The sequence below is a fragment of the Stenotrophomonas sp. CFBP8980 genome (assembly GCF_034046095.1).
GTDB classification, from domain to species: Bacteria; Pseudomonadota; Gammaproteobacteria; order Xanthomonadales; family Xanthomonadaceae; genus Stenotrophomonas; species Stenotrophomonas lacuserhaii.
Window position 1 is genome coordinate 647,961 of the sequence record NZ_JAXCXF010000001.1, and the last position, 15,684, is coordinate 663,644.

The 15,684-nt window shown below is 68.4% G+C and carries 14 protein-coding genes; 7 read left to right on the forward strand and 7 right to left on the reverse strand.

The features are described 5' to 3' along the window. Positions 1-62: 62 nt before the first annotated feature. Positions 63-1,346: an NAD(P)/FAD-dependent oxidoreductase gene (locus SOM47_RS02880; RefSeq protein ID WP_042614495.1), complete on the reverse strand. Its 1,284-nt coding sequence runs from the start codon at positions 1,344-1,346 to the stop codon at positions 63-65. Positions 1,347-1,449: 103 nt separating this feature from the next. On the opposite strand from SOM47_RS02880, the gene SOM47_RS02885 reads away from it, so the two are divergent. Together SOM47_RS02885 and SOM47_RS02890 are read left to right on the forward strand one after the other, a co-directional pair. After that, complete coding sequence (locus SOM47_RS02885) at positions 1,450-2,286, forward strand: NYN domain-containing protein (RefSeq protein WP_320504706.1); 837 nt, start codon at positions 1,450-1,452, stop codon at positions 2,284-2,286. Positions 2,287-2,346: 60 nt separating this feature from the next. Further along, positions 2,347-2,967, forward strand: a complete 621-nt coding sequence (locus SOM47_RS02890) for a glutathione S-transferase family protein (RefSeq protein ID WP_320504707.1) — start codon at positions 2,347-2,349, stop codon at positions 2,965-2,967. A 194-nt stretch (positions 2,968-3,161) separates the two neighbouring features. Here SOM47_RS02890 and SOM47_RS02895 read toward each other — a convergent pair whose 3' ends face one another. Then, the gene (locus tag SOM47_RS02895) at positions 3,162-5,339 is read right to left on the reverse strand and encodes a primosomal protein N' (protein WP_320504708.1); all 2,178 of its coding nucleotides are present in this window, start codon (positions 5,337-5,339) and stop codon (positions 3,162-3,164) included. A gap of 416 nt (positions 5,340-5,755) precedes the next feature. On the opposite strand from SOM47_RS02895, the gene SOM47_RS02900 reads away from it, so the two are divergent. The 4 genes from SOM47_RS02900 (at position 5,756) to sppA (ending at position 10,913) form a co-directional block, all read left to right on the forward strand. Continuing rightward, positions 5,756-6,757 (forward strand): hypothetical protein, encoded by a 1,002-nt coding sequence (locus SOM47_RS02900; RefSeq protein WP_320504709.1) that lies wholly within the window; start codon positions 5,756-5,758, stop codon positions 6,755-6,757. Next, complete coding sequence (locus tag SOM47_RS02905) at positions 6,750-7,322, forward strand: DUF3106 domain-containing protein (RefSeq protein ID WP_320504710.1); 573 nt, start codon at positions 6,750-6,752, stop codon at positions 7,320-7,322. Before SOM47_RS02900 ends, SOM47_RS02905 begins: the two co-directional genes overlap by 8 nt. Positions 7,323-7,504: 182 nt before the next feature. Continuing rightward, positions 7,505-8,869 carry an MATE family efflux transporter gene (locus SOM47_RS02910; protein WP_042614490.1) on the forward strand — a complete coding sequence of 455 codons (1,365 nt, stop codon included), beginning with the start codon at positions 7,505-7,507 and terminating at the stop codon, positions 8,867-8,869. Positions 8,870-8,990: 121 nt separating this feature from the next. After that, a complete protein-coding gene (gene sppA / locus SOM47_RS02915) occupies positions 8,991-10,913 on the forward strand; it encodes a signal peptide peptidase SppA (protein ID WP_042614489.1) in 1,923 nt (640 codons plus the stop codon). Positions 10,914-10,963: 50 nt separating this feature from the next. Here the strand turns inward: sppA and SOM47_RS02920 are convergent, their stop codons facing one another. Then, positions 10,964-11,179, reverse strand: a complete 216-nt coding sequence (locus SOM47_RS02920; protein WP_192085152.1) for a hypothetical protein — start codon at positions 11,177-11,179, stop codon at positions 10,964-10,966. A gap of 74 nt (positions 11,180-11,253) precedes the next feature. Between SOM47_RS02920 and SOM47_RS02925 the strand changes: the two genes are divergently transcribed. Beyond that, positions 11,254-12,030: an SDR family oxidoreductase gene (locus SOM47_RS02925; RefSeq protein WP_042614487.1), complete on the forward strand. Its 777-nt coding sequence runs from the start codon at positions 11,254-11,256 to the stop codon at positions 12,028-12,030. Positions 12,031-12,036: 6 nt separating this feature from the next. Here SOM47_RS02925 and SOM47_RS02930 read toward each other — a convergent pair whose 3' ends face one another. The 4 genes from SOM47_RS02930 to tsaC all read right to left on the reverse strand — a co-directional run bounded on the left by SOM47_RS02930 (position 12,037) and on the right by tsaC (position 15,643). Continuing rightward, entirely contained in the window at positions 12,037-13,257 is a 1,221-nt protein-coding gene (locus SOM47_RS02930; protein WP_320504711.1) for a M60 family metallopeptidase, read from the reverse strand. Positions 13,258-13,628: 371 nt separating this feature from the next. Then, complete coding sequence (locus SOM47_RS02935; RefSeq protein ID WP_192085149.1) at positions 13,629-14,309, reverse strand: hypothetical protein; 681 nt, start codon at positions 14,307-14,309, stop codon at positions 13,629-13,631. A gap of 29 nt (positions 14,310-14,338) precedes the next feature. Further along, positions 14,339-15,043 (reverse strand): DUF4124 domain-containing protein, encoded by a 705-nt coding sequence (locus SOM47_RS02940; protein ID WP_414715747.1) that lies wholly within the window; start codon positions 15,041-15,043, stop codon positions 14,339-14,341. Between the two features lie 39 nt (positions 15,044-15,082). Continuing rightward, a complete protein-coding gene (tsaC, locus tag SOM47_RS02945; RefSeq protein WP_042614483.1) occupies positions 15,083-15,643 on the reverse strand; it encodes an L-threonylcarbamoyladenylate synthase type 1 TsaC in 561 nt (186 codons plus the stop codon). Positions 15,644-15,684 lie beyond the last annotated feature (41 nt).

Consider the following 15,684-nt stretch of genomic DNA (forward strand, 5'->3'; position numbering starts at 1 on the left):
GGCGCTACCACGGCAACCCCGGAGCGCCGAGCCACGGTCGGCGAGCGTAGCGGGTGTGCCGGTCACCCGCGCGGTGGGTCCTTCGGCGGTTTCACGTCGCCGAAAATGATCCGCGCGCTGCGCTGGTAGCTCCAGTACGCGACCGCCCAGTTCAGCAGCACCACCATCCGGTTGCGGAAGCCGATCAGGAAGAACACGTGGGCGGCCAGCCAGAACCACCACGCGAGCACGCCGGACAGCTGCAGTTTGCCCAGGTGCACGATCGCGGCCATGCGCCCGATGGTGGCCAGGTTGCCGTAGTCGGCGTATTTGAACGGACCCGGCGCCGGCTTGCCGTGCAGGCGCGCACGGACGGTGTCGGCCACGTGCTTGCCCATCTGCTTGGCGGCGGGCGCCACGCCGGGCACCGGCCGGCCATCGGCCTGGCTCAGGGCGGCCAGGTCACCGGCCACGAACAGTTCCGGGTGGCCGGGCAGGGTCAGGTCGGGCTCCACCAGCACGCGTCCAGCGCGGTCCAGCGGTGTGTCCAGCGTGGCGCCGAGCGGGCTTGCGGCCACGCCAGCGGCCCAGACCACGGTACGCGCGGGGACGAACTGCTCGCCCAGCTGGAAGCCCAGGCTGTCGATGGAGGTCACCGGTGTGCCGGTCAGTACCTCCACGCCCAGCTTTTCCAGCTGCCGGCGGGCCTTCAACGAAAGCACGTCCGGGAAGGTGGACAGCACGCGCGGCCCGGCTTCCACCAGCCGCACCTTGGCCGACGCCGGGTCGATGTGGCGGAACTCGTTGCGCAGGGTGTGGCGGGCGATTTCGGCCAGGGTGCCGGCCAGTTCCACGCCGGTGGGGCCGCCGCCGACCACCGCGAAGCTCAGCCAGGCGGCCTTCTTCTCCGGGTCCGGCTCGGCCTCGGCGCGCTCGAAAGCCAGCAACAGTTTGCGGCGCAAGGCAATGGCGTCGTCCAGGGTTTTCAGGCCGGGCGCATCCTTGGCCCATTCGTCATGGCCGAAGTAGGCGTGGGTGGCACCGCTGGCCAGCAGCAGGGTGTCGTACTCCAGCGATGTGCCATCCACCAGATGTACGCTGCGTGCCTGCTTGTCGATGCGGGTCACTTCGCCCAGGCGCACTTCCACGTTGCGCTGGTGGCCGAGGATATGCCGCAGCGGCGCGGCGATGTCCGGTGCCGACAGGCCGGCGGTGGCGACCTGGTACAGCAGCGGCTGGAACAGATGGTGGTTGCGGCGATCGACCAGGGTGATACGGATGCGCTCGCTGGCCAGGGCGCGGGCGGCCCAGAGGCCGGCGAAACCACCGCCGACGATGACCAGGTGGGGGGTGCGCTCGCGCGTCATTCGCGTGGCTCCAGTAGGGGGGCGTTGGGATGATCGCATGTCACACGGGCTGCTGCCGGTGTGGACCATACTGTCCGCACACCATCGTCAGCCTGGAGCAGGTATGTCCGAGCCGGAAAAGCGCATTGCCCTGTTGATCGACGCCGACAACGCACCCGCGTCGAAGATCGAAGAGGTGCTGGCCGAAGTGGCGCGGCACGGCGTGGCCAACGTCCGTCGCGCCTACGGCAACTGGAAAAGTCCCAGCCTGAAGGGCTGGGAAGCGGTGCTGCACGAGTACGCGATCCGTCCGATCCAGCAGTTCGCCTACAGCCGCGGCAAGAACGCGTCTGACATGGCGATGGTGATCGATGCGATGGACCTGCTGTACGCCCGCAACCTGGATGGATTCGCCATCGTGTCCAGCGATGCGGACTTCACTCCGCTGGTGATGCGCCTGCTCACCGACGGGGTCAAGGTGTATGGCTTCGGTGAGAAGAAGACACCAGATCCGTTCGTCAACGCGTGCTCGAAATTCACCTACCTGGAAGCGCTGGGGCAGGCCCATACCAGCCCGCCGGATGCCCATCCGGAAGGCGCGACCACGGGCGAGGCCGGCGAGACCGGCGAGGCGGGCAGCGAAGCACGGCCGCGCAAGACCGGTGCGGAAATGCGCAGCGATACCAAGCTGGTCAACCTGCTGCGCCGTGCGGTGGCCTCGGCCGAAGGCGAGGACGGCTGGTCGCACCTGGGGCCGGTGGGCAGCCAGATCGGCAACCAGGCTTCGTTTGATCCGCGCAATTATGGTTACGGCAAGCTCAGTGACCTGCTGGCGGCCATCGGCCTGTTCGAGATGAAGAAGGACGGCAAGTCTTCGTACGTGCGTGCATTGGCGAAGAAGCCGGTGGCCAAGCAGGCGACCAAAAGGGCCGCCAAGACCGGCAACACCACGGTAGGCTGACCGGCGTATCGTAGCGGTCCCGCGCCACGCCGGCGCACGTTTGCTTGCAAGGAAAACCACATGCTGAAGATCTGGGGCCGCCGCAATTCCAGCAACGTGCGCAAGGTGCTTTGGTGTGCCGAAGAAATCGGACTGGCATATGAGTCGATCGAAGTCGGCGGCAGTTTCGGCGGCACCCAGGCCGCCGACTACCAGGCGATGAATCCCAACGGGCTGGTGCCGGCGATCGAAGACAACGGCCTGCCGCTGTGGGAATCCAATGCGATCGTGCGCTATCTGTCGGCGCGTTATGCGCTGGGCACGCTGTACCCGGAAGATGCGGCCGAGCGTGCGCGCGGTGAAAAGTGGATGGACTGGACCACCTCGCGGATGGCGCCGCTGTACAGCGAGCTGATCTGGGGGGTGATGCGTACCGCACCGGCTGATCGCGATGAGGTCCGCATCAATGCCGCGCTGGTCAAGGCCGGCGATCTGCTGGCGATGGCCGATACCGACCTGTCGAAGCAGCCGTGGTTGTCCGGTGACCGCTTCGCGATGGGGGACATCCCGTTGGGTGCGCTGGTGTACGCCTGGTTCGAGATGCCGATCCAGCGTCCGGACCTTCCACACCTGGCGGACTGGTATGCACGCCTGCGCGAACGCCCGGCGTACCAGCGCGGCGTGATGACCGGGATGAGCTGAGGTACGCCCGCGGGATTGACGGCCCGCGGCCGTCACTACCAAAAGCGCCGTGACGGCCAATGGCGGGGTAGCGCCGAGCCATGCTCGGCGAGCGCAGCGGCGTGACGACCAACGGTCGTCACCCACCAGAGACGGTCGTCACCACCAGAGCCGGTCGTCACCCCCCAAGGCGGGCCGTCACCAACGATGGCCGGTCAGTACAGATCCACCGGGTCCACATCCAGCGACCAGCGCACTTTGCGGGCCTCCGGCAGGCCCTGCAGAAGGGGCGCCACATGATCCAGCACAGCGTGCAGCGCGGGGCGCTGTGCGCTGGACAGCAGCAGCTGCGCGCGCTGGTAACCGGCCCGTCGCGGCATCGGCGCGGGCATCGGCCCGAACGCTTCCAGGTGCGGCTGTTCGCCCACCAGCGCCCGCACGGCGAGCAGGAATGCATTGGCATGCTCGACCTGCTGCGCTTCGGCGCGCAGCAGCGCCAGGTGGGCAAACGGCGGAAAGCCGGCAGCCTGGCGCTGGTTGAGTTCGGCCGCGGCGAAGGGGTGGTAGCCGCCGTTCACCAGGGTTTCCAGCAGCGGATGCCCGGGATGATGGGTCTGCAGCCAGACCTCCCCCGGGTCACGCGCGCGCCCCGCGCGTCCGGCCACCTGGATCAACTGCTGGGCCAGCTTCTCGGTGGCGCGGAAGTCCGAAGAGAACAGTCCTTCGTCGATGCCCACCACCACCACCAGGGTCAGCTTGGGCAGGTCGTGGCCCTTGGCCAGGATCTGCGTGCCGACCAGGATGCCAGGCTGGTCGCCGAGCCGCGCCAGCTGTTGTTCCAGCGCGTCGCGGCGCGAAGTGGTGCTGCGGTCGATGCGCAGCACCGGCACGTCCGGGAACGCCTGCACCAGATGTTCTTCCAGCCGCTCCGTACCAATCCCCTGCGGCTGCAGCGCCAGGCTGGCGCAGGCCGGGCAGGCCAGCGGGGCGGCCTGGCGCGCACCGCAGTGGTGGCACTGCAGGCGCCGGCCCGCGCCATGCACGGTCATCGGCGCATCGCAGCGCTGGCAGGGCGCAGTCCAACCGCAGTCGTGGCACAGCAGTACCGGTGCATAGCCACGGCGGTTCTTGAAGACCAGCACCTGCTGGCCGTTGCGCAGGTGTTCGGCGATGCCTTCCAGCACCTGCGGTGACAGACCATCGCGAAGCGGACGCTTGCGTACATCCAGGATGCGCACGCGCGGCGGCATGGCATCGCCGGCACGCACCTTCAACCGCAGGTGGGTGAAGCGGCCGGCATGCGCATTGTGCAGGGTCTCCATGGCCGGGGTAGCGCTGCCCAGCACCACCGGAATGCCCAGCGCCTTGGCCCGCACCAGGGCGAAATCGCGGGCGTGGTAGCGGATGCCGTCTTGTTGTTTGTAGCTGTTGTCGTGTTCCTCATCGACGATCAGCAGGCCAGCTTCAGGCAGCGGCATGAAGATCGCCGAGCGGGTGCCGACGATCACCCGCGCTTCGCCGCGCGACGCCGACGCCCAGACCCGGGCGCGCTCGTTGTCGTTGAGGCCAGAGTGGAAGGCGTGCACGGCAATCCCCAGCCGGCCGCGGAAGCGCGCCAGGGTCTGCGGAGTGAGGCCGATTTCCGGCACCAGCACCAGTGCCTGCCGACCCTGGGCCAGGCACTGGATGATGGCCTGCAGATAGACCTCGGTCTTGCCACTGCCGGTGACGCCGTCCAGCAGGAACGGGGCGAAACCCTGCGCGGCAGTGATCGCCTGCACCGCGGTGGCCTGCTCCGGGTTCAGGGTGGGGCCGCCCAGTGGGCTGGCCAGCAGCGGCGCCACCGCCAGCGCCACGCGCTCGGCCAGACCGCGCTTGGCCAGGCTGCGCGCAGGCGTGCGCCAATCGTCCATCCGCGCCGCGATCACGTCTTCGTCAACCACCGCCTCGCCCAGCAGTTCGGCCAGCTGGCGCGGCCGGCTGCCGGCGCGCAGGCTGCTCCGCTGTTCGTGCCCGGCGGCAGTGAGCTGCCAGCCCCAGTGGTGGGTATCCGGCAGCGGCTCACCGTGCCGCAGCGGGCCGGGCAGGGCGGTCGACAGTACTTCGCCCAGCGGCGCGTGGGTATAGCGTGCCAGCCATTGCAGGCTTTGCCACAGTTCGCCCTGCAGCAGCGGTGCGGGATCCAGCCAGTCAAGCGCTTGGCGCAGGCTGGGCGCCGGCTCCGCGCTGCCCTGTTCCACCACCAGCCCGACCAGCTCGCGCGGGCCGAACGGCACCCGGATCCGGCAGCCAACGACCGTTTCCGGTGCAGCACCGTCGGGCGGCAGATAGTCGAACAACTGCGGCAACGGGACCGGCAGGGCGATGCGCAGGGTGGGCAGGGGAGCATCCATGGTGCGCAGTGTACCGACCCGTTTGGGGCCACCGCAGCCCGCATTCAGGAGCATCGATCCTCAGTGAAGACAGTCTAAACAAGAGGTAAATATCGGACTGCATTGGAGATTCAGGGTTATCCACATCTTTTGTGGATAAGTCTGTGTGTTAGCGAGGGTGGAACACGGCAAGTGCCGATGCCGACAGCCTTCATGTTTGCATGGTCAAAAAATAGCCACATGATATTGATCATTAAAATCAATCAGTTAAGTGTGAAATGCCGCTGAAACATGAGGTGGGAGGGGATTGGGCATGAGTGTCGGCAGGATTTCTTGACGCTGTGCACAACGTGCAGCACGAACGCCTGTGAGTAGCAAGCCCTCGGCGTCTCTGGTTGGGAGCGGCTATCATTCCGCGTGAATTCCTGGAGTCCCCGATGACGGCAGCGTCCGCCTCTTTATCCCCTACTGCGGCCGGTGCGTTGTCGGCATTTCTACGTGGCGTCGAGCGCCGTGCCCTGGTGGTCGCCGAGCTGCAGACCGGTGACGGGGCGCGTGCCGAACAGGCGTTGGTGGCGGTCATGCGCGCGTTCGCCGCAGTGGCCAGTGATCTGCCGATGGCCCAGTGGCCACCCCGCTTCTGGGCGCTGCTGGCAGCCCGCCAGGCACTGCGCGACACCCCCACCGGGCGCTGGCAGGGGCCATTGGCCCATCTGGGTAACCTGGAGCCACTGATCCGCCTGGCGCTGCTGCTGCGGATCGGTGCCGGCCTGGATGAAGACACCGCCGCACGCCTGCTGGATACCGATGTGGACGGTTACCAGGAGGCATTGGCCGCTGCCTGCCCGCGCGATCGGCAAGGCAACCCCGACGCGCAGGCCTGGCGGGGGCTGGCCGAGCAGGTCCAGCAGCAGATCCGGGAACTGCCCGCGCAGCGACTGAAGGAACTGCAGCAACCAGTGGCGGCGGGCAGGAAGGACGATGCGCCCAAGACCTGGCGCGCCCCCGCAGCGGAACAGCGCACGCCCGCGGCACCGCCACGCCGTCGGTCCTCGCAGCAACGCCGTTGGCGTGGGCCGGCGATCCTGCTGGGCACCGTGCTGGTGCTGCTGCTGGCCGGGCTGGGATGGCGCGCCTGGCAGGGGCGGGTGCCCGATGCACCTGCCGTCGTCCCGGAAGGCGCGGTAGGCGAGGCCGGTCCGGTCACCGTGGAAGCCCTGGAAGGGGATGCGCCGAAGGTCGCCGCCGCCGCCGCCGATCCGATGGCGACAGAAGATGCGGCCATGCTGGCCGACCGGGATTTCCCGCTGCTCGCCGATGCCGACCTGCATGCCTGGTCGGCCGCGGGTGGCCCGCTGCCCGTCGATGAGTCCCAGGCCAGGCCGACCCGGCCGGAGCCGGTGGCGGCCGCGCTGGAAACGGCGGCAGCCGATGAGTAAGCGTCTGTGCGCGCTGGTGTTGCTGGGCGTCGCCGGGCTGGCACACGCCGCCCCTGACCGCACCGCGCTGCCGCTGTCGGGGCTTGGAGGCCCCGGCGCCATCGGCAGTCCCGCCGCCCCGGTGGCCATGCCGTGGCAGCAGCTCAGCGCGGAACAGAAGCGCGAGCGCCGCAGCCAGTACGCGGCGTGGCGGGCCATGAGCGAGTCCGAGCGGGCGCGCGTGCGCGAGGCCGCGGGGCGTTTTGCTGCCCTGCCGCCCGCCAGGCAGCAGGAGCTGCGTGATCAGTTCACTGCACAGGACCAGGCATTCCGTGATGGCTGGCGCCTGGGGCCGCTGCTGGGCGAGCACTTCAGCCGGCTGCAGGGGATGTTCGGCTACGTGCCCGAAGACCAGCGCGATGCTACGTTGGCGATGCTGCGGCAGTTGACTCCGGCGCAGGTGTCGCAATTGACGCTGGTGGCTCAGCGCACGCCGCCGCAACAGCGCGATGCGGTGCGAACGGAGTTCCTGTCCGTGGCGCCGGCCCAGCGTGATGCCTGGCTGGCCAGGCAGGTCGGACGCTAGCGGCAGGCTGACCGGCTCCGGCGGGAGAAGCGTGACGACCAACGGTCGTCACCCACCAGGGCAACGCTTTTCACCCACCAGGGCAACGGTTGCGATCTCCCCGGAACGGGTAAGATGACGCCCCGCAACCCGGTGTCTGTGCCCTTCGTGCGCAGCCGTAGTCGCCGACCCTCTGCAGCACCATGTCCATCACATCCCCTGCCCCGCGCTTCAGCCGCGAAGTGCGCGCCACCGGCATCCTTGCCCTGCCGCTCGTCCTGGGCCATGTCTCCACCGGCCTGATCTCCTTCGTCGACAACGTGATTGCCGGCCACCACGGCACCCACACGCTGGCGGCGGTGACCATCGGCACCGCGCTGCTGTGGCTGCCGATGCTGATCCCGATCGGCACGCTGATCTCGCTCACCGCGTCGGTCTCGCAGCTGCACGGCGCCGGCCGCGAGCGCGAAATCGGGCCGTTGTTCCGCCAGGCCCTGTGGCTGGCGCTGGGCTTGGGCCTGATCATGTTCACCTTCCTCAGCGTGGTGCCGCCGCTGTTGCCGGCCTTCGGCATCGCGCCGGATATCGTGCCGGGCGCCACCGCGTTCCTGCATGCGGTGCGCTGGGGCGGCCCGGCGCTGACCCTGTACTTCTGCATGCGTTATCTCAGCGAGGGCATGCACTGGACCCTGCCGACCATGCTGATCGGCTTCGGCGGGCTGCTGGTGCTGGCGCCGATGGGCTACGTACTGGCCAATGGCAGACTGGGCTTCCCGGAGCTGGGCGCCGAAGGCCTCGGCATCGCCTCGGCGATCATGATGTGGCTGCAGGCGCTGTGCTTCGCCGCCTACCTGTGGAGGACCAAGCGCTTCGAACATCTGCAGTTGTTCAGCCATTTTGAAGGGCCGCGCTGGCGTGCCATCTGGGACCTGCTGCGCACGGGCCTGCCGATCGGCATCACCGTGCTGATGGAAGGCGGACTATTCATCGTCACCGCATTGCTGATCGGCCGGCTGGGTGCCAACGAGGCCGCCGCGCACCAGATCGCCATCAACGTCGCCCAGCTGTGCTTCATGATCCCGATGGGCGTGGCCGAAGCCACCACCGTGCGCGTGGGCCATTCAGTCGGGCGCGGCGATGGTCATGGCGTGCGCCGCGCGGCATGGGCCGGCTACGCGATCATCATGGGCACACAGACCGTGTCCGCGCTGGCGCTCTTGTTGGGCCACGACGCCATCGTCGGGGTGTACACCAACGACCTGGCGGTCGCCGGGTTGGCCTCCACGCTGCTGCTGTACGCGGCTGCCTTCCAGTTCCCTGATGGCGTCCAGGTGCTGTCGGCCGGGGCGCTGCGCGGGCTGAAAGACACCCGCGTGCCGATGTTCATCGCCATGTTCGCGTACTGGGGCCTGGGCATGCCGCTGGGCGCCGGGCTCGGCCTGGGGCTGGGCATGGGGCCGCAGGGCATGTGGATCGGCCTGATCGTCGGGCTCACCGCTGCCGCCATCCTGATGGGCTGGCGCCTGCATCGCAGCGGCGCGCGCGTGGGCCAGTCCGCGCTGTCCTGAATGCTGGTACTGTCCGCGCCGCTTCACGGCGGCACCCTTACTTGTGTCCGATGCTGCCGGCAACCACACCCGTTATGCTGATCCCGCAATTTCCACGGCAAGACGCCAACCGGAGCAATCCATGAACCAAACCGTGCCACCGCTGCCCCCCGCGCGACGCAATCCCATCGCGGCATTCTTCATCGGGCTGTGGGACGTGATGAACTTCACGCGGCGGCTGATCCTCAACGTGCTGTTCTTCGGCCTGTTGTTCTTCATCCTGGTCGCGCTGGTCGTGGCGGCCGGCATGGGTGCGGGCGCAAGCAAGTCGCTGCAGGACCGCACCACCCTGGTGATCGCCCCGGAAGGCCGCCTGGTGGAGCAGTTCAGCGCTGATCCGGTCAGCCGCGCGTTTGCCAAGGCGATGGGCGATACCAGTGCCGAAGAGATCCAGCTGCGCGATCTGATCCGGGCGATCGACGCGGCGCGCGAGGACAAGAAGATCGAGCGGGTGGTGCTGGAACTGGACAAGCTGCAGCCGTCCGGCTTCGCCTCGTTGCGCGAAGTCGCCGCTTCCCTGCAGCAGCTGCGTGCGTCCGGCAAGCAGCTGGTGGCCTACAGCGAAAGCATGGGCCAATCGCAGTATTTGCTCGCCGCACAGGCCGACGAGGTCTACCTGGACCCGATGGGCGCGGTGCTGCTGGAAGGCCTTGGCCGCTATCGCCAGTACTTCCGCACCGGCCTGCAGGACAAACTGGGCGTGGACGTGCACCTGTTCAAGGTGGGCGAGTACAAGTCCGCCGCCGAACCGTACGTGCTGGACGCCGCATCACCGCAGGCCAAGGAAGCGGACCTGTACTGGATGAACGATGTCTGGCAGCGCTACCTCGGTGACATCGCCAAGGCACGTCGCCTGGATCCGGCGCAGCTGGCTGCCGGCATCGATACGCTGCCGGAAGGCGTAGCCGCCGCCGGCGGTGACCTGGCCAAGTTCGCCCTGCAGCAGAAGCTGGTCACCGCGCTGAAGACCCGCGAAGAGTTCGAAGACCTGATGGTTGAACGCGGCGTGGCCGACGGCGATGCCGAAGGTGGTTTCCGCAGCATCAACCTGGGCGCCTACCTGGGCCAGGTCGACGCACGTCGCAGCCCGGTGGATTCGCGTCCGCAGGTGGCCGTGGTGGTGGCATCGGGCGAGATCAGCGGCGGTGACCTGCCGGCCGGCCGTATCGGCGGCGAGTCGACCTCCGCGCTGCTGCGCGAAGCCCGCGACGACGATGACGTGAAGGCCGTCGTACTGCGCGTGGATTCGCCGGGTGGCGAAGTGTTCGCCTCCGAGCAGATCCGCCGCGAAGTGGTGGCCCTGCAGGCCGCCGGCAAGCCGGTGGTGGTGTCGATGGGCGACCTGGCCGCCTCCGGTGGCTATTGGATCAGCATGAATGCCGACCGCATCTATGCCGACGCGTCGACCATCACCGGTTCGATCGGCATCTTCGGCATGGTGCCGAACGTGGCGCGCGCGCTGGACAAGATCGGCGTGCATACCGACGGCGTGGGCACCACCCGTTTCGCCGGGGCGTTCGACATGACCAAGCCGCTGGACCCGGCCGTGGGCCAGGTGATCCAGTCGGTGATCGACAAGGGTTACGCGGACTTCACCGGTCGCGTGGCCGATGCGCGCAAGAAGCCGGTCGAGGCCGTGGACGAAGTGGCCCGTGGCCGCGTCTGGTCCGGTGCCCAGGCCAAGGAGCGCGGCCTGGTCGATGCCTTCGGCGGCCTGAAGGACGCCGTGGCCGACGCTGCGGGCCGGGCCAAGCTCGGTGCCGATGACAAGTACCGCGTGCGTTACATCGAAAAGCCCGCTACCCCGTTCGCACAGTTCCTGGGCGGTTTCGCCGGCAGCCACGCCGGTGCCTGGATGCTGGCCGAATCCGGCGTGGGCCGGATGGTGCTGGCGCGGACGATGCCGGAAGTGGATACCCAGCTGCGCTTCGTGCAGAACGCCGCGCGCGAGCAGGGCAAGGGCACCCCGGTCAAGGCGCTGGCATATTGCTTCTGCGGTTTCTGACCGCCGTCCGGCGATAGCAGCCGACCTCGGTCGGCTCTACCTGGCCATGATCATTCCTTCTCGGCGCGCTCTTCCTGGGCGCGCCGTTTTTGTTCGGCACCCTCCAGCGTCTGTTGCACGCCGCGCGCTTTTTCCAGTGGCGCCTGTACGTTGCGCGCCAGCGCCTTGGGCTCCGGTGGCTTGTCCTGCGGCGGGACCGCGGGGCGCTGGCAGGCGGCCAGCGGGGCCAGTGTCATGATCAGGGCGAAGGTTTTCAGCTGGTGCATCGAAGATCTCCCGGCGACGGCGCTATGCTTGCCGCATCGTTACACGGGCAGCGCCCGGATGGGAGTTCAAGATCGTGACTGCGCAGCGCTGGCGGCTGGATGGACAGACCGCCCTCATCACCGGAGCCAGTGCCGGCATCGGCCTGGCCATCGCACGTGAACTGCTCGGCTTCGGTGCCGACGTGATGATCGTGGGCCGCGATATCGACATGCTGGAGAGCGCCCGCGACGACCTCGCCGACGAGTTCCCCGCACAGGCGATCCACGCCCTGGCCGCCGACGTGTCCGATGACGAAGACCGGCGTGAGATCCTGGACTGGGTCGAAGACCATGCCGACGGGCTGCATATCCTGGTCAACAATGCCGGGGGCAACATCACCCGGCCGGCCATCGATTACACCGAAGACGAATGGCGCAACATCTTCGAGACCAACCTGTTCTCGGCCTTCGAGCTGTCGCGCTACGCGCATCCGCTGCTGGCACGGCATGCCGCTTCGGCGATCGTCAACGTCGGCAGCGTGTCCGGCCTGACCCACGTGCGCAGCGGGGCGGTCTACGGCATGACCAAGGCCGCCATGCACCAGATGACCCGCAACCTGGCCGTCGAATGGGCCGAAGACGGGATCCGGGTGAATGCCGTGGCGCCGTGGTACATCCGTACCCGACGCACGTCCGGGCCGCTGGCCGACCCGGATTACTATGAGCAGGTGATCGACCGCACGCCGATGCGCCGTATCGGTGAGCCGGAAGAGGTCGCCTCCGCAGTGGGTTTCCTGTGCCTGCCTGCCGCCAGCTATGTCACCGGCGAGTGCATCGCGGTGGACGGCGGCTTCCTGCGCTACGGGTTCTGACGCGGGTCACAGCGGCGGCAACGCATTTTCCACCACATCGGTGGCGCGGTCGTGGTTGTTCCAGATCGGGTGGCGCAGGGCAGGCAGTCGTGCCAGCCCTGCCCGCGTGCTGCTGTCCAGCGCGATGCCCCACTGTTCGAAGAAGGGGGTCATGTTGCGCTCAGCGACCTGGCCGACGGTGAGGGCGAACAGCTGCCGCTTTTGCTCGTCGGTACGCGGATTGATCCCGTCGCGTCGCAGCTGGCGATAGCGGGCCGACAGGCGCGGGTAGAACCCTTCGCCAAACGAACGACGCAGTTGATCGAACATCAGCAGCTTGAACCAGACGTCTGTCTGCTTGTCGAAGTCGCGCTGTGCCGGTGCACGCCCGAAGTATGCCGTGCGCTTTGCCCGATAGCCGGTGGTGTCCAGCCGGTTGCGGCCGGTCAGGCGTTCGGCGATCGCAATGGAAGACAGGTTGACGGTTACGTCCGTCAATCCGGCCCAGCGGTATTGCGGGGTCTGGTAAGTGTGCCCGATCTCGTGCCAGAGCCCCCACAGGGCATCTGCTTCACGCTGCAGCAGCACCGCGCCGCCGGTGCTATGGAAGGTCAGGCGATAGTTGGTGGCGCTGGCGGCGCCGGGTCCGGTGTCCGGATTGGTTATGTGGATGCGGTTGCTGGACTTGCGGTCCAGGCCGCTGGCCATGGCGGACAGTCCGTACACTTCGTTGGTGAGTCTGGCCGCCTGATCCCAGCCCGCGATGCGGCCTGCGGTGACCGACGCAAGGTTGTCGCGCACCCAGTGGTACTGGATGTCGGCGAAAACCTGGTCGCCGATGAAGGTCGCGAACGGAGCCCGCGGCCAGCGCGTCATCTGTGCGTCGAAGCCGGCTTTCGTCGTTATCCCGCCCACGAAGGTTGGTATCGGCTCACCGCCTTCGAGGGTGACCTGGAGCGGCTGGCTGCCCTCGTTCTTCACGTAGACCAGTCCATCAAGCGGTGCGTTTACCCACGTGGGGACGCCGGGCGGCACGGTCTGGTGGTTGAACGAAGACTGCGCCACGCCGCCATTGAGATCCTTGTAGACGCCGAACAATCCGATCGCGATGACGGCGGCGTGGGGCCCTGCGACGGTCACGCTCAGGCGCTGTCCACGGCGGACGAAACGTCCGGTCGGCTGCAGGTTGCTGTGTGCGAACCATCGGTTCTCGCGATCAGCTTCGGCGCGTGGAACGGCCCATGGCACCGCGACAACCACTGAGTGATCATCCGTTACGTCCAGAGAGGGCGGTTCTGCCTGTGCGGCGGATGTGAACAGGATCAACGCCGGGGCGAAAAGAAGCGGGCGGATGGCCCGGGCGATGGGGGACGGTTCAAGCTGATCCACGGTGCGGTTCCTCGTGCAGTGTGGCTTCGCCGCAGGGGCGCGGCGAGGCTACACTGGATGCGCACGCCGGAACGTGGAAGCGCCGTGCTGCCGTGCTGTGATCCTTGGCACTGTCTGGCGCGGCCGCTGTCCTGCGCACGACGAGGCATGGCGCGGCTGCAGGGCAGGCGCAGCGACAAGGCGGGGGCGGCGCGTCAGCTAGGCCGCGCCAGGCCACCGATGCCGACGGCTCAGGGTACCGCGCAGCTGCTGGCTTCCAGCACGGCCTGCACGCGCAGGCGCTCGTCGCGTGCCTGCGGCTGGGTGTCGGCGGTTGCAAAGCTCTCGCGACCGCGTGCATCGCGCAGTCGTTGCTGCCAGGCGCCGCAGCGCTGCGCCAGCTCCACTTCGCTGCAGGCATCGCGCACGACTTCGCAGCTGGCCGCGTTGTGGGGGGCGATGCCGCCGCCCAGGCCGGCGATCGGCAACACCGTGCAGTGCGACGGCGCGGCCTCGTATTCGTGGAAGTACTGGCCGCCGCCGCTGGAGGTGCAGCGGAAAATCACAGGCGGCGGTGGCCTGTCCGGAACGGCGCTGGCTTCGGCGATGGCACGCGCGCGCAGCACGTCGCTGTCCAGGATCGCCTCGCCGCTGCCGGCCTCTGCACCGGCCACCGGGGCGCTGAGCAGGTCGCTGTCGAGCACGGCCGCCGCCGCGGCCGGCGCGGGCGGATCACCCAGCGCGGTGGATGCGGTAGATGCCGCCGACGCGCCACGCCGCTGGATGATCTGCGCCGTGCCGGACGGACACGGCGCATCCTGTACGGTCACCTTCGCATTGGCATCGGTGCAGCGGAACACGATGTCCTCGTTGGCCGACACCGGCAGGGCGGTCAGCAGCGCCAGCGCGGCCAGGCAGATCCAGGTCTTCATCCGCTGATTGTAGCGGCGCGGGCGCGCGATCAGCGTCCGCCGCAGTCCTGGTCCAGGCGCGCGTCGATGCCGCGCTGCTCGCGGGTGATCGCCTGGCGCTCGCCCTGCAGGGCGCTGTTGTAGCGTCGGTCCAGCTCCCAGCGCTGGTCACGCAGGCGCGCACAGACCTCTTGTGGGGGTAATGCGTTGCACGTATCGCGCACCAGGATGTTGCCCGCCGGGAAACTGATGCCGTGGCCGATGCCGTGCGGCGGCCGCTGTCCGGGCCCTGCGTTGCCGCGGCCTTCGGCGCGGATCGGCGGCAGTCCGGGCTGGCCTGGGCCGTGCCACGGACGGTGCCCGCCGCCGACCCACGCGCTGGTCCACAGCGGCACCCAGCGCGGATTGCCCTCGTTGCTGTCGCTCAGGTACCGCCGGCCTTCTTCGGTCACGCATTCGTACATCGGCTGCGGTGGCCGCACGTAGACATGGCGGATTTCGCGCTGCACCTGCGCGCTGCTGGCGGCAGGCGTGGCGACGTCGTCGGTGCTGGCACGGCGCGGCGGTGGATCCTGCGGCCGCTGCATCTGCCGCACTTCCTGTCGCCCGCTGCTGCAGGGGCTGTCCTGCAATGTGACCGCACCATCGCTGCCCACGCAGCGGTAGATCCGCACGCTGTCAGCGGCAGGGGGCGGCGGGGCCACCATGGCTAGTGCCGGCAGCAGGACGATCAGCAGGGCAGGGGATGCGCGCATGGCCCATCGTGCGGTATCGGGCGCGGCGGCGCCAGCGGGTCAGAAGCGCAGTACGTTGCCGCTCAGGCCATCACGGATCGGCGTGGGCTGGGCCAGGCCGCCGGTATCGCCATCCAGCAGGCCGTCGAGCAGCGACAGCAGGCGCGGGTCCAATTCGGCACGGGTGCGTGCAGGCGGCTCGCCGGCCAGGTTGGCGCTGGTGGACACCAGCGGTCCGCCCCATGCCCGGCACAGCGCTGCCACCAACGGGTGCGCGCTGATGCGCACGGCCAACCCGCTGTGCTCCCCGGTGACCCACTTCGGGGCGCGGGGGCCGGCGGGCAGGATCCAGGTGTTGGCGCCAGGCCAGCTGGCCAGTACTTCGCGCTGTCGTTCGTCCGGCAAGGCGTCCAGCACGGCCCAGCCCTGCAGCTGCTGCAGCTCGGCGGCGACCAGGATCATGCCTTTCTCCACCGGCCGCTGCTTGAGCTTGAGCAGGGCATGCACCGCCATCTGGTGGCCGGGGTCGCAGCCCAGGCCCCACACCGCTTCGGTGGGATAGGCAATGACACCCCCGGCGCGCAGGCTGGCCACCGCACTGATCAGGTTGAGTTCTTTCATGTCGCCAGTATCCGCCTGCCGCGCGCAAACCGGTAGCGCCG

What these genes read in the sequence shown, in the direction of transcription:
- SOM47_RS02880 (WP_042614495.1), bottom strand. Translation starts at nt 1,346, where the DNA reads ATGACGCGCGAGCGCACCCCCCACCTGGTCATCGTCGGCGGTGGTTTC.
- SOM47_RS02885 (WP_320504706.1), top strand. Translation starts at nt 1,450, where the DNA reads ATGTCCGAGCCGGAAAAGCGCATTGCCCTGTTGATCGACGCCGACAAC.
- SOM47_RS02890 (WP_320504707.1), top strand. Translation starts at nt 2,347, where the DNA reads ATGCTGAAGATCTGGGGCCGCCGCAATTCCAGCAACGTGCGCAAGGTG.
- SOM47_RS02895 (WP_320504708.1), bottom strand. Translation starts at nt 5,339, where the DNA reads ATGGATGCTCCCCTGCCCACCCTGCGCATCGCCCTGCCGGTCCCGTTG.
- SOM47_RS02900 (WP_320504709.1), top strand. Translation starts at nt 5,756, where the DNA reads ATGACGGCAGCGTCCGCCTCTTTATCCCCTACTGCGGCCGGTGCGTTG.
- SOM47_RS02905 (WP_320504710.1), top strand. Translation starts at nt 6,750, where the DNA reads ATGAGTAAGCGTCTGTGCGCGCTGGTGTTGCTGGGCGTCGCCGGGCTG.
- SOM47_RS02910 (WP_042614490.1), top strand. Translation starts at nt 7,505, where the DNA reads ATGTCCATCACATCCCCTGCCCCGCGCTTCAGCCGCGAAGTGCGCGCC.
- sppA (WP_042614489.1), top strand. Translation starts at nt 8,991, where the DNA reads ATGAACCAAACCGTGCCACCGCTGCCCCCCGCGCGACGCAATCCCATC.
- SOM47_RS02920 (WP_192085152.1), bottom strand. Translation starts at nt 11,179, where the DNA reads ATGCACCAGCTGAAAACCTTCGCCCTGATCATGACACTGGCCCCGCTG.
- SOM47_RS02935 (WP_192085149.1), bottom strand. Translation starts at nt 14,309, where the DNA reads ATGAAGACCTGGATCTGCCTGGCCGCGCTGGCGCTGCTGACCGCCCTG.
- SOM47_RS02940 (WP_414715747.1), bottom strand. Translation starts at nt 15,043, where the DNA reads ATGCGCGCATCCCCTGCCCTGCTGATCGTCCTGCTGCCGGCACTAGCC.
- tsaC (WP_042614483.1), bottom strand. Translation starts at nt 15,643, where the DNA reads ATGAAAGAACTCAACCTGATCAGTGCGGTGGCCAGCCTGCGCGCCGGG.